12 protein-coding genes are annotated in these 12,959 nt (G+C 63.0%); 4 read left to right on the top strand and 8 right to left on the bottom strand.

Annotated features, from left to right (window positions below; all coding sequences use genetic code 11):
• Window positions 1–5 precede the first annotated feature (5 nt).
• From HPQ62_RS19270 to HPQ62_RS19285, 4 genes are all read left to right on the top strand, one after another.
• The gene (locus HPQ62_RS19270) at window positions 6–1,013 is read left to right on the top strand and encodes an ABC transporter permease subunit (protein ID WP_174804224.1); all 1,008 of its coding nucleotides are present in this window, start codon (window positions 6–8) and stop codon (window positions 1,011–1,013) included.
• Window positions 1,014–1,074: 61 nt separating this feature from the next.
• Window positions 1,075–1,929: an ABC transporter permease subunit gene (locus tag HPQ62_RS19275; protein WP_425312654.1), complete on the top strand. Its 855-nt coding sequence runs from the start codon at window positions 1,075–1,077 to the stop codon at window positions 1,927–1,929.
• Window positions 1,930–1,933: 4 nt separating this feature from the next.
• Window positions 1,934–2,791: an ABC transporter ATP-binding protein gene (locus HPQ62_RS19280; protein WP_244629780.1), complete on the top strand. Its 858-nt coding sequence runs from the start codon at window positions 1,934–1,936 to the stop codon at window positions 2,789–2,791.
• Window positions 2,788–3,633 (top strand): ABC transporter ATP-binding protein, encoded by an 846-nt coding sequence (locus HPQ62_RS19285; RefSeq protein WP_174804226.1) that lies wholly within the window; start codon window positions 2,788–2,790, stop codon window positions 3,631–3,633. The genes HPQ62_RS19280 and HPQ62_RS19285 overlap by 4 nt, the downstream gene beginning before the upstream one ends.
• A gap of 38 nt (window positions 3,634–3,671) precedes the next feature.
• On the opposite strand, the gene HPQ62_RS19290 is transcribed toward HPQ62_RS19285, so the two are convergent.
• From HPQ62_RS19290 to HPQ62_RS19325, 8 genes are all read right to left on the bottom strand, one after another.
• Window positions 3,672–4,424: a 3-ketoacyl-ACP reductase gene (locus HPQ62_RS19290; protein ID WP_174804227.1), complete on the bottom strand. Its 753-nt coding sequence runs from the start codon at window positions 4,422–4,424 to the stop codon at window positions 3,672–3,674.
• Window positions 4,421–5,905, bottom strand: coding sequence for an FAD-dependent oxidoreductase (locus HPQ62_RS19295; RefSeq protein ID WP_174804228.1), 1,485 nt, complete (start codon window positions 5,903–5,905; stop codon window positions 4,421–4,423). The genes HPQ62_RS19290 and HPQ62_RS19295 overlap by 4 nt, the downstream gene beginning before the upstream one ends.
• A gap of 2 nt (window positions 5,906–5,907) precedes the next feature.
• Window positions 5,908–7,017, bottom strand: coding sequence for an ABC transporter ATP-binding protein (locus HPQ62_RS19300; protein WP_174804229.1), 1,110 nt, complete (start codon window positions 7,015–7,017; stop codon window positions 5,908–5,910).
• Window positions 7,018–7,022: 5 nt separating this feature from the next.
• Complete coding sequence (locus tag HPQ62_RS19305) at window positions 7,023–7,904, bottom strand: carbohydrate ABC transporter permease (protein ID WP_174804230.1); 882 nt, start codon at window positions 7,902–7,904, stop codon at window positions 7,023–7,025.
• Complete coding sequence (locus HPQ62_RS19310; protein ID WP_174804231.1) at window positions 7,901–8,803, bottom strand: carbohydrate ABC transporter permease; 903 nt, start codon at window positions 8,801–8,803, stop codon at window positions 7,901–7,903. Before HPQ62_RS19310 ends, HPQ62_RS19305 begins: the two co-directional genes overlap by 4 nt.
• 349 nt (window positions 8,804–9,152) lie before the next feature.
• Window positions 9,153–10,409: an ABC transporter substrate-binding protein gene (locus tag HPQ62_RS19315; protein ID WP_174804232.1), complete on the bottom strand. Its 1,257-nt coding sequence runs from the start codon at window positions 10,407–10,409 to the stop codon at window positions 9,153–9,155.
• Between the two features lie 95 nt (window positions 10,410–10,504).
• Window positions 10,505–12,022 (bottom strand): aldehyde dehydrogenase family protein, encoded by a 1,518-nt coding sequence (locus HPQ62_RS19320; RefSeq protein WP_244629781.1) that lies wholly within the window; start codon window positions 12,020–12,022, stop codon window positions 10,505–10,507.
• Between the two features lie 2 nt (window positions 12,023–12,024).
• Window positions 12,025–12,792, bottom strand: coding sequence for an enoyl-CoA hydratase/isomerase family protein (locus HPQ62_RS19325; RefSeq protein WP_174804233.1), 768 nt, complete (start codon window positions 12,790–12,792; stop codon window positions 12,025–12,027).
• Window positions 12,793–12,959 lie beyond the last annotated feature (167 nt).

Consider the following 12,959-nt stretch of genomic DNA (forward strand, 5'->3'; position numbering starts at 1 on the left):
CTTCCATGATCAAATTCGTTCTCGGCAAGCTCCTGCTGATCGTGCCGACCTTTATCGGCATCACCATCGTCGCTTTCGGCTTCGTCCGCGTGCTGCCGGGCGATCCCATTCTGCTGATGGCCGGTGAGCATGGCATCAGCCCCGAGCGCTATGCCGCATTGCGGGCACAGTTCGGGTATGACCAGCCGATCATCCTCCAGTATTTCGACTATGTCTGGCAATTGCTGCATGGCAATTTCGGCATTTCGCTTTCCACCAAGACGCCGGTTCTGACGGAGTTTCTGGCGCGCTTTCCCGCGACGGCCGAACTCTCGATCTGCGCCATGATCCTTGCGATTGCCATCGGCCTTCCCGCCGGCGTCCTCGCCGCTGTCAAGCGCGGCTCGGTATTCGACCAGGCGGCCATGGGCGTCGCGCTCACCGGCTATTCGATGCCGATCTTCTGGTGGGGCCTGCTGCTGATCATCCTGTTTTCCGGCATTCTAGGCTGGACGCCGGTCTCGGGCCGGATTTCGCTCCTCTACTATTTCCCCGCCGTTACCGGCTTCATGACGATCGATTCGCTGCTTTCCGGACAGAAGGGCGCGTTCACGTCGTCGCTGTCGCACCTGATCCTGCCTTCGATCGTGCTCGCCACCATTCCGCTCGCGGTGATCGCACGCCAGACCCGTTCGGCCATGCTCGAGGTGATGGGCGAGGACTATGTCCGCACGGCCCGCGCCAAGGGGCTTTCAAGCGGGCGCATCATCGGCCTCCATGCGCTGCGCAACGCGCTGATCCCGGTGATCACCACGATCGGACTGCAGGTCGGCATGCTGATGGCCGGTGCGATCCTGACCGAGACGATCTTTTCCTGGCCGGGCATCGGCAAGTGGATGATCGATTCGATCTCGCGCCGTGATTACCCCGTGGTGCAGGGCGGGCTGGTGCTGATCGCCGGTCTCGTCATGCTGGTCAACCTTTTCGTCGACCTCGCCTACGGCCTCATCAACCCCCGAATCCGTCACCAGTAGGAGGACCGCCATGACCGATACCGTCAACGTCGCGGCCCAGCGCAAACGGGTCCGCCTGCAGATGATGTCCGAGCTCTGGCATTATTTCAGCCAGAGCAAGGGCGCTGTCATCGGGCTTGCCATCATCGTCGCCCTGGTGCTGATTGCCATCTTCGCGCCGTTCCTTGCGCCCCATAATCCGGATGTGCAGAACGTCGCCATGCGGCTCACGCCCCCGGTCTGGGAAGCCAAGGGCACGGCAACCTATTTGCTCGGTACCGATGCGCTCGGGCGCGACATGCTCTCGCGGCTGATCTACGGCTCGCGCTATTCGCTGCTGATCGGTCTCGTGGTCGTCACCATCGCGCTGGTCTTCGGCATCGTGCTCGGCCTGCTCGCCGGCTATTTCCGCGGCTGGGTCGATGTCGCGATCATGCGGGTCATGGACGTGATCCTCGCCTTCCCGCCGCTGCTGCTCGCCCTGGTTCTGGTCGCCGTTCTCGGCCCCGGCCTCGTCAATGCCATGCTCGCGATCGCGCTGGTGCTTCAGCCGCATTTCGCGCGGCTCACCCGTGCCGCCGTCATGGGTGAGGCGCGGCGCGAATATGTGGTGTCGGCTCGTGTCGCCGGTGCCGGCAACACCAGGCTGATGTTCAAGACCATCCTGCCCAACTGCCTGTCGCCGCTGATCGTGCAGGGCACGCTCTCCTTCTCGGATGCGATCCTGAACGCCGCAGCGCTCGGCTTCCTCGGCATGGGCGCGCAGCCGCCGACACCGGAATGGGGCACGATGCTGGCGGAGGCCCGCGAGTTCATCCTGTCGGCCTGGTGGGTCGTGACCTTCCCCGGCCTTGCCATCCTGATCACCGTGCTTGCCATCAACCTCGTCGGAGACGGTCTGCGCGATGCCCTCGATCCCAAGCTGAAGCGGAGCTGAGCCGATGGACAGAACCATGGAACCGCTCCTCGACGTACAGAACCTCTCGGTCTCGTTTCCGACAGCCGCCGGTCAGGTCACGGTGCTGCACAATGCCTCCTATTCGATCAGCCGCGGCGAAGTGCTGGCGATCGTCGGCGAAAGCGGCTCGGGCAAGTCCGTGGCCATGCTCGCCGTGATGGGCCTGCTGCCGCCGACGGCGACGGTGACCGCCGACAGGATCACCTTCGAGGGCCGCGATATTGCGAATATCTCCGCGAAGGAGCGCCGCAAGATCATCGGCAAGGACATTGCGATGATCTTCCAGGAGCCGATCGCAAGCCTCAATCCGTGCTTCACCGCCGGCTTCCAGATCGAGGAAGTGCTGAAGCAGCATACCGATCTTGACCGCAAGGCCCGCCATGCCCGCGCAATCGAACTGCTGGAAGCGGTTGGCCTTCCGAACCCGGAAGACCGGCTGAAATCCTATCCGCACCAGATGTCGGGCGGCCAGTGCCAGCGCATCATGATCGCGATCGCCATGGCCTGCGCGCCGAAGCTGCTGATCGCCGACGAGCCGACCACCGCGCTCGACGTCACCATCCAGAAACAGATCCTCGAACTGCTGGCGGATCTGCAGGCGGAAACCGGCATGGCGATGATCATGATCACCCACGACATGGGCGTGGTCGCCGAGACCGCCGACCGCGTGGTGGTGCAGTACAAGGGCCGCAAGATGGAAGAGGCGGACGTGCTGTCGCTGTTTGAAAGCCCGAAGCATGCCTATACCAAGGCGCTGCTGTCAGCGCTTCCGGAAAACGCCACCGGCGACCGGCTTCCGACCATCGACTATTCCGCCGATTACACCGGAGGTGCCGCATGAGCGAGATCGTCGCTGAGGGAAAGAACATCGTCCGCGACTACATCGTGCCGGGCGGCATGTTCGGCAAGGCGCGCACCGTGCGGGCGCTGAAGGGCGTCGATTTCTCCGTCGAGCGCGGCAAGACGCTGGCGCTTGTCGGCGAATCCGGCTGCGGCAAGTCCACCCTTGCCCGCATCATCACCATGATCGACGCCCAGACGGATGGCAACCTCACCATCGAAGGGCAGAAGATCAACATCACGAAGCACCGGCCGACCGCCGACCAGCGCCGCAAGGTGCAGATCGTGTTTCAGAACCCCTATGGGTCGCTGAATCCGCGCCAGAAGATCGGCGACGTGCTGATGGAGCCGCTGCTTCTCAACACCGATGACACCGCGAATGACCGTCGCGACAAGGCCCATGATCTTCTGAAGAAGGTCGGCCTCGGGCCGGAGCATTTCGAGCGCTATCCGCACATGTTCTCCGGCGGCCAGCGCCAGCGCATCGCGATCGCGCGTGCGCTGATCCTCAACCCGTCGCTGCTGGTGCTCGACGAACCGGTCTCGGCGCTCGATCTTTCCGTGCAGGCGCAGATCCTGAACCTGCTTTCCGACCTGCAGGACGAGTTCGACCTCACCTATATCTTCGTCTCCCACGACCTTTCGGTGGTGAAATATATCTGCGACGAGATCATGGTGATGTATTTCGGCGAAGTGGTCGAACGCGGCGAACGCGATCAGGTGTTTTCCGATCCGCAGCACGAATATACCCAGACCCTGTTCAAGGCGACGCCCCGGGCCGATGTCGAGCACATCCGCGCAAGGCTTGCAGCCAAGCAGGCGAAGCTGGCGGCCGGCGGCTGAGCTGTGTTTCCAGCCGGGTTTCGTGGAGGCCCGGCGGCTTACAATCTTGCGATCGAAAGCCCGCCATCGGCCGCGATCACCGAGCCGGTGGCGAAGGCGAAACGGCCTTCGGCGAGCGGCAGCACTGAGGCTGCGATATCGTCGGGCGTGCCCCATCGGGCGGCTGGAACGAGTCCTGCCTCGATACGGGCGGTATATTTGTCCCTCACGCCAGCCGTCATGCCGGTTTCGATGATGCCGGGGCGGATATCAAAGACGCCGATATTGTCGGCCGCAAGCCGTGTCGCGAACAGTTTTACGGCCATGGCGGCGGCGGCTTTCGAGATGCAGTATTCGGCGCGCTCGATCGATACCATCTCGGCGCTGACCGAGGTGATGAAGATGATCGAGCGGTAGCCCTGATCGTGACCGAGCATCCGCTTCGCCGCTTCCTGCGCCAGAAAGAATGCGCCCTTCAGGTTCACATCCATCACGAAATCGAAGTTCTCCGGTGACAGGTCGAGCATGTCGCCGCGGATCGGCGCGCCGACGCCGGCATTGGAGACGAAGGTGGTGAGCGGGCCGAGATCGTCCTCCACGCGGTCGAGAAGGGCAGGGATGGCGTCAAGATCGCGGACATCGTGGCGGTAATAGCGGGCATGCTCTCCCAGGAGGCCGATTGCATGGCGGACAGTGTCGCTTTCCGGCGCAGCCTCGGCGGCGATCGCGACCGAAAAGCCTACCCCCGAAAGTGCTCTCGCAATGCCAAGCCCGATGCCCTGCTGGCCGCCGGTGATCAGTGCCGTCTTCATCGCGCAAGCTCCCGCGTTATGGCGTCGCCCGCCTTCAGCGCCAATGCTGCGACCGTCAGCGAAGGGTTGACGGCGGCGGATGTCGGCAATGCTGACGCATCGGTGACGAACAGGTTTTCATGGTCGAAACTGCGGCAATCCGGATCGAGCACGGCGGTTGCCGGGTTATCGCCAAGCCGCGCCGTGCCGCACTGGTGCGACGGCACCCGGCCATCGAACAGGCGCGACAGCACGATCGGAAAGCCAGCGCGCCTCAGCGCCTGTTTCATCCGCTTCACCAGCAGATGATGCGCCTCCATGTTGGAGCGCCGCCACAGAAGCTGGATCTCGCCGCCGTTCAGCACCACCCGGCTCTCCGGATCGGGCAGATCCTCCGAGATCGCGTAGAAATCGACGGCGTGGCGGGAGAGGTGGTTGGCGATCGCCATCGGCATCGAAGGCGTCGTCGCCTTCAGGATCTTCGGCACCACGCGGCCGAGCAGTTGCACATTGCCGAGCGGCGGACCATTGGGGCCATCGGAAAGATACCAGTCATTGATTGCGAATGTCTTCTGGTAGACCGCATCATTTTTAAAGCGCGGATCATAGGCGATCATCGCGGTCGCGTTGTGGTTCATGAAGTGGCGGCCGACGGCGCCGGAGGAATTGGCGAGGCCGCATTTCAGAAGCAGGGCTGCGGATTGCACCGCGCCAGCGGCAAGCGCCACGATCCGCGGCGTTACGGTGATGGTCTCGCCGGCCTGTTCATAGGTCACATCGGTGATTTTCCGGCCATCGGGGGAGGCGGAGAGTGCGGTAACCCGTGCGCCGGTCTCGATGCGGACATTGTCATGAGACAATGCAAAGGCCAGTGCGCAGGTCTCCGCATCCATCTTTCCGGAGCGGGTGTCAGGATAGCCATCCCATCCGTCATTGCCGTTCGAAAGCCAGCGGTCGAGGTCGACGCCAAGCGGCAGGGCGGCGGGGTGAAGCCCGGCCTTTTCCAGCCTACGACGCACGGCGGCAAGCGCCGGTTCGTCGGGCACGGCAGGAAAGGGGTAGGGCGCCGCATGTGGCGGCTCGGTCGGATCTTCGGTGTGGTCGCCGCGGACCTGATAGAGCTTTTCGGCCGCATCATACCAGGGTGCCAGCGTCTCATAGGGAAACGGCCAGGCCGGCGAGATTCCGCCCAGATGCTCCATCGCCTGAAAATCCTGGCGCCGGTAGCGGTAAAGCACGGCCCCGTAAAGCTTGGTGTTGCCGCCGACATTGTAATAATTGCCGGGTGAAAACGGCGTTCCGGTTTCATCGAGCCACGTTTCGTCGGAGCGGAAGGCGCTGTTCCTGTAGATCCGGTCGGGATCGCGGGCCGGCGCATCGTCCGGGATCTGGTGGCCGCGTTCCAGGATCAGGATCTCGGCGCCGGTGGGGGCCAGGCTTGCCGCAAGGCTCGCCCCGCCCATGCCGGAACCGATGATCACCACATCAGGTGAAGACCGCATGGTTATTTCAGCCGCTGTTCGGTTTCCGGGTTGAAAGCGACCGCCTTTTCCATGTTGACGGCAAAGGGGAAGGTATCGCCGGGCTTGACCTCGACATCGGCGCGGAAACGGGCCGTGACCTCCTTGCCGCCAAGCTCGGCGACCACATAGGTGTCCGAGCCTGCGGGCTCCGTCACCTCGACTCTCGCCCTCACCACATGCACGGCCTCGGACGAGCGGTCGGCGCCAAGTTCGTCGGTGATCGCCTCCGGACGGATGCCCAGAATGATGTCGCGCCCGTCATGATCGGCCATCTGGTCCCCGGGGAAGGGGAGCGCGGCCGTGCCGCCATCGGCAAGCGCCACATGAGCGACCGCCTTGCCGCCTTCGACCTTCACCTTGGCCGGGAACAGGTTCATCGAGGGCGAGCCCATGAAGCCGGCGACGAACATGTTGGCGGGATTGTCGTATATTTCCTTCGGCGTGCCGAGCTGCTGCACGTGACCGCCAAACATCACCGCAATCCGGGTCGACAGCGTCAGCGCCTCGATCTGGTCGTGGGTGACGTAGACGATGGTGGTGCCAAGCTTCTGGTGCAGCTTCTTGATCTCGGTGCGCATGTCGACGCGGAGCTTGGCGTCGAGGTTCGACAGCGGCTCGTCAAAGAGAAACACATCCGGATCGCGCACCAGCGCCCGGCCCATGGCCACGCGCTGGCGCTGGCCGCCGGAAAGCTGGCCCGGCTTGCGCTTCAAAAGGTGCTTGATCTGCAGAAGATCGGCGACGCTGTCGATCGCCTTCTCACGCTCTTCCTTCGGCACGCCGTGCATTTCCAGCCCGAAGGAAATGTTCTCGCCGACATTCATGTTCGGGTAGAGCGCGTAGGACTGGAACACCATGGCGATGTTGCGGTCCGCCGGCCTGACCCCGTTCATGGTGCGACCATTGATCACGATATCGCCGGAGGAGACCGGCTCGAGGCCCGCAATCATGTTCAGGAGCGTGGACTTGCCGCAGCCGGATGGACCGACGAGCACCAGGAACTCGCCCTCATCGACCTCGATATTGGTTTCGTGCAGCACCGTCAGCGCGCCGAATGTCTTTGTGACCTTGTCAATCTTCAGAAAACCCATGGGTCTTAACCTTTAACGCTGCCGGCCATCAGGCCGCGTACGAAATAGCGTCCAGCAACAATGTAGACGAGGAGCGTCGGCATTGCCGCCATGATCGCGCCGGCGAAATGGACATTGTATTCCTTTACGCCGGTCGAGGACTGCACGAGATTGTTGAGCGCCACCGTCATCGGCTGGCTGTTGAAATCGGAGAACGAGGCGCCGAACAGGAAGTCGTTCCAGATATTGGTGAACTGCCAGATGATGCAGACCACCGCGATCGGGCCGGAAGAGGGCAGCAGGATGCGCCGGAAGATGGTGAAGAAACCGGCGCCGTCGATCATCGCCGCACGCACCAGCTCGCTCGGGAACTGGGCGTAGTAATTGCGGAAATAGAGCGTCGAAAAGCCGATGCCGTAGACCAGATGCACGAAGATCAGACCCGGCACGGAACCGGCAAGCCCCATCAGCCCGAGGATGCGCGCCATCGGGATCAGCACGATCTGGAACGGGATGAAGCAGGCGAACAGCAGCAGGCCGAAGATGATGTTGTGGCCGCGGAACTGCCATTTGGTCAGCACATAGCCGTTGAGCGCGCCAAGCACGGTTGAGATCGCGACCGCCGGCACCACCATCTGGATCGAGTTCCAGAAATAGGGCTTGAGGCCCGTTGCCTGCACGCCGATCTGGGCGGTCGACCATGCGCTCTTCCACGGCTCGAAGGTCAGTGCCGCGGGCAGGTTCATCATGCCGCCCGCCTGGATCTCGCGGAGCGGCTTCAGCGAGTTGACCAGCATCACGTAAAGCGGCAGCAGGTAATAGAGGCAGAAGATCAGGAGCACGGTATAGATGAAGAACCGCGCCGTGCGGCCCGTGGAGACAACTTGGGTGGAAGCGTTGCTGCTCATTGCGGCTTCTCCCTCAGTTCCGACCAGAGATAGGGCACCATGATTGCCGCGACCGACATCAGCATGATCACGGCGGAGGCAGCACCTATGCCCATCTGGTTGCGGGTGAAGGTGTAGGAATACATGAAGGTCGCGGGAAGCTCCGTGGCACGCCCCGGCCCGCCGCCGGTCAGCGCGATGACGAGGTCGTAGGATTTGATCGCCATATGGGCGAGCACCACGATCGCCGACATGAAGGCCGGACGAAGCTGCGGGATCACGATCCGGCGATAGAGCGCGAAGTTGGACGCGCCGTCGATCTGGGCTGCCTTCAGCACCTCGCCGTCAATGCCGCGCAGGCCTGCCAGGAACATCGCCATCACGAAACCGGACGTCTGCCAGACGGCGGCGATCACGATCGTGTAGATCGCCATTTCGTTGGACTTGATCCAGTTGAACTGGAAGCTGGTCCAGCCCCAGGAATGCATCACCGCCTCAAGCCCGATGCCGGGGTCGAGAAACCATTTCCACGCCGTCCCGGTAACGATGAAGGACAGCGCCATCGGATAGAGATAGATCGAGCGGATGAAGCCTTCGGCCCGGATTTTCTGATCGAGGAAGATCGCCAGCATCAAACCGATGAAGCAGCAGAAGACGATGTAGAGCGACCCGAAGATCGCGACATTCTTGATGGCGATCGTCCAGGCGCGCAGCTTGAACAGGTTGATGTAGTTCTTCCAGCCGACGAGATCGAAACTCGGCAGGATGCGGCTGTCGGTAAAGGAGAGATAGACGGTAAAAGCGATGAAGCCGTAGACGAAGATCAGCACCATCGCCAGCGACGGACTGAGGACGATCTTCGGCAGGGCATCGCGTAGAAAATCCCCCGCTCTGCCGCTTCTGTGCGCGGACGAAGCCATTCAAACCCTCCGGATTGGCGGCCCTGCCGCCGGTGTTATGTGATCACCCGCTGTGGCGGGACTGCACGTCGAAATGGATCAGTTGCCCAAGGGCGTCGCCACCCTCTCCAACAATCTCCCCCCTTGAGGGGGAGATGTCGCGAAAGCGACAGAGAGGGGTAAGGGGCATTTCCGCGGACTCCGAACGTGTCGGCGTATGGTTCACCCCTCTCTGCCCTGCCGGGCATCTCCCCCTCAAGGGGGGAGATCGGCGCGGGGCGAGCTCATCGAGCCCAACCAGCTCCGCTTCAGACCAAAACACAGCTCAAGCCGTCCGGGCACAGCAATCGCCGCGCCCGGACAAGCCGCGTTACTGCGCGATCTGAACCGCGTTGACCATTTCTTCGGTTGCCGTTTCGGAATCATACTCGCCGTTGAACTGGGCGGTGATCACGTCGTACATCGCGTTCTTGACCGAGGCCGGGTTGGCGTGGCCATGGGCCATGGAGCCGAACAGGTTGCCGGAGGATGCGGCCGCTGCCAGATCCTTCATGCCCTGCTTGCCGCAGGCATCGAAGGCTTCATCGGACACGTCGGTGCGGGCCGGAACCGAGCCCTTGACGACATTGAATGCCGACTGGAATTCCGGCGACATGATCGCCTTGGCGAGCGCCACCTGCTGGTCGGTCGGCTGGTCGCCCTGCTTGAAGAAGGCGAACTGGTCGGAGTTGAAGGTGACCTGATCCTGCGTGCCGGGGAAGCGGAAGCACAGGAAGTCCTCGCCCGGCGTCAGGCCGGCCTTCAGGAATTCGCCCTTGGCCCAGTCGCCCATGAACTGGAAGGCGGCTTCGTTGTTGATCACCATGGCCGAGGCCAGGTTCCAGTCGCGGCCGGAGAAGTTGTCGTCGACATAGCCGCGCAGAACGGTCATGCGGTCGAAGACTTCCTTCATCGTGTCGGATCCGAGCGCGTCGGGATCGAGGTCGATCATCGAGGCCTGGTAGAATTCCGGACCGCCGGTCGCCATGACAACGGCGTCGAAGATCGTCGCATCCTGCCAGGGCTGGCCGCCATGGGCGATCGCGACCTTGCCGGACGCCTTGACCTTGTCGAGCGCGGCGATCAGCTCATCCCAGTTCTGGGGCTGTTCGATGCCGAGTTCGTCGAGGATCGACTTGTTGGCCCAGACCCAGTTGGTGGAGTGGACGTTGACCGGCGCTGCAACCCAGTTGCCGTCATTCTTGGAGAATTTCTGCAGGGCTTCCGGAACCACGGCGTCCCAGTTTTCTTCCGCCGCGATGTCGTTCAGGTTCGCGAGGGCACCCTCCTGCGCCCAGTCGGTGATGTCGAAGCCGAGCATCTGGACGGCGGCCGGCGGGTTGCCGGCGGTCACGCGGGCACGCAGAACCGTCATGGCCTGTTCGCCACCGCCGCCTGCAACCGGCATATCCTGCCAGCCAATGCCCTGGTCCTGAAGGTTTTCCTTCAGCACGTTCAGCGCCGAAGCCTCGCCGCCGGACGTCCACCAGTGAAGAACTTCCACATCCTCTGCCTTGACGGACGTTGCAGAGGCCGAAGCCGCAACGATGGCGATGACGGCTGCACTTTTCGCAAAATTCAAACGCATAGTGTCCTCCTGTGTGCGTTCGTGGTCCCGCCGGGGAAGCTGTGCTCCTCGGGGCCCGGCAGGCATTCCTCCTCATGTTCCCCTTGCGGGGAACGTCATTCCACCCAGGGTGCGCGCGAGCGCCCGATGCGCATCGTCACGGTTTTTACCTCCAGGTATTCCTCAAGTCCGTAGCGGCCGAGTTCGCGGCCTAGACCGGACTGCTTGACGCCGCCGAACGGCATTTCCGAATATCCATCCATCCAGGTATTGGTCCACACCGTGCCGGCCTGAACGCGGCGGGCAAAGGCGAGGCAGGTGCTGATGTCCTGGCTCCAGACGCCGGCGGAAAGCCCGTAGCTTGCGTCGTTGGCCAGCGCGATTGCCTCCTCAATCGATTGAAAGGTCAGAACCGACAGCACGGGTCCAAAGACCTCCTCCCGCGCTATCGCCATATCGGATTTGACGTTCGTTACAACTGTAGGCGCGTAAAAACGGCCTGACAAGCCTGGGATTTCGAGCGCTTTGCCACCAAGCGGGATATCCGCTCCGGCCTCGCGCGCGGCCTCCACATAGGAACTGATCTTTGCAAAATGCCCCTCGGAAATGATAGCCCCTACTTTAGTAGAAGGGTCGAGCGGGTCGCCGAATGCGACCTTCTTCGAAAGGGCAACCACCTTGTCGGTCAGGGCAGCGGCAACGTCCTCGTGGACGATGATGCGCGAGCCGGAATTGCAGCATTCGCCGGCGTTGAAATAGACGCCGAAGACGATGGCGTCGGCCGCGTCATCGAGGTTGCAATCGGGGAAGATCACCTGCGGATTCTTGCCGCCGAGTTCGAGCGAGACCTTTTTCAGCGTATCGGCGCTTGCCTTCACGATCGCCTTGCCGACGCCGGTGGAGCCGGTGAAGGAGATCATGTCGACGTCCGCGCTCTCGCACATCGCCTGACCCACAGGGTCGCCGTAACCCAGAACGATGTTGACGACACCGTCTGGAATGCCGGCTTCGATCAGCAGTTCGCCGAGGATTACGGTCGAGGACGGGGTCATCTCGGAAGGTTTGACGACGGCGGTGCAGCCGGCGGCGAGCGCATAGGGCAGCTTCTGCGAAATGATCAGGAACGGGAAGTTCCAGGGCGTGATCAGCGCCGCCACGCCGACCGGCTCCTTCAGCACCACGCCCAGCATGTCGTCGCCGAGCGTGTTGTGGCTGTCGCCGGAAAGGGTGCGGGCAAGCGAGGCGGCGAAGCGCCAGAGATCGGCCGCACCCGCGATCTCGCCGCGCGCCTGGGCGATCGGCTTGCCGCTTTCCAGCGTATCGCGCAGTGCGATCTTCTCCAGATCGCGTTCGATCAGATCGGCGACTTTCAGCAGAACCGTGGCGCGGTCCTTGCCGGGAAGGCGCGACCAGCGGCCGTCATCGAAGGCGCGCCGGGCTGCTTCGATCGCGGCTTCGGTCTCCGCCACGCCGCCCTTTGCGGCCCTGGTGACGGTTTGCAGATGGGCCGGCGACTGGCGCTCGAATGTCGCGCCGTCGGCGGAAGCCTGCCATTTTCCGTCGATCAGGTGCTGCGCCTCGAAGACGGGTTCATCGAGGCTCTTGCCGGCGGGAATGATGGTGAGATCGGTCATGCCTATCTGCCCTTGAATGCGGGTTTACGTTTTTCGCGGAAGGATGCCACGCCCTCGGCCTTGTCTTCGGAAGCGGCGATCATGCCGCTGCCGAGCGCTTCGATCATGGCGGCCCTGTCCTCGCCGATGCCGGCGTGGATCATGTATTTCGCGATTTCGGTTGCATAGGCCGAAGCGGCAAGCGCGCCATCGGCAATGTCGAAGGCGGCGGCGCGCGCATCCTCGGCGACTTCGGCGGCAAAGCCGAGTGAGAGCGCCCGTGCCGCGTCGAGCTTGCGTCCGAACAGCGCCATTTCCTTGATCACCGGTTCCGGCAGAAGCCTGCTGACGCGCTGCGTGCCGGACCAGCCGGGCACCATGCCGATCTTCGGCTCAGGCATCGCGATCGTCGCGTTGGGCGTCATGATGCGGATGTCGCAGGTCGCCGCAAGCTCCAGGCCGCCGCCCAGCGTATGGCCGGAGAGAACGGCGATCGTCGGCTTGGAAAGCCGCGCCAGCCGGTCGAAGCGGCGGTGGCCGTCGCGCACCCAGTGGCGGGCGAACTCCGCCGCCGGCAGATCGCCCCATGCCTTGATGTCGGCGCCGGCGCAAAAGGCGCGGTCGCCCTCTGCCGTCAGGATCACGAAACGGATACCGGCGTCGGTTTCAAGCGTGTCGAGGTGGGCATCGAGCGCGTCCAGCATGTCCGGCGTGAAGGCGTTCAGCTTTGCCGGGTTGTCGAGCCTCAGTTCGGCGATGGCGTCGTGGCGGATGAGATGAAGGGCGCTCATGGGGCAGGCTCCGGATCTGCGGCCTGCTGCGGACCGGAGGGTGAAACCGTCCCGGCGCCGCAGCGGACCATGTTATTGACGGGCGTGACTATGCCGCGTTCCGGAGCGATTGGCCATGATGTTTCATGTTTAAAACAAATAGGACCGCTTGTGATGATCCTGTGCTG

It is taken from the genome of Martelella limonii, assembly GCF_013344475.1.
Taxonomy (GTDB): domain Bacteria; phylum Pseudomonadota; class Alphaproteobacteria; order Rhizobiales; family Rhizobiaceae; genus Martelella; species Martelella limonii.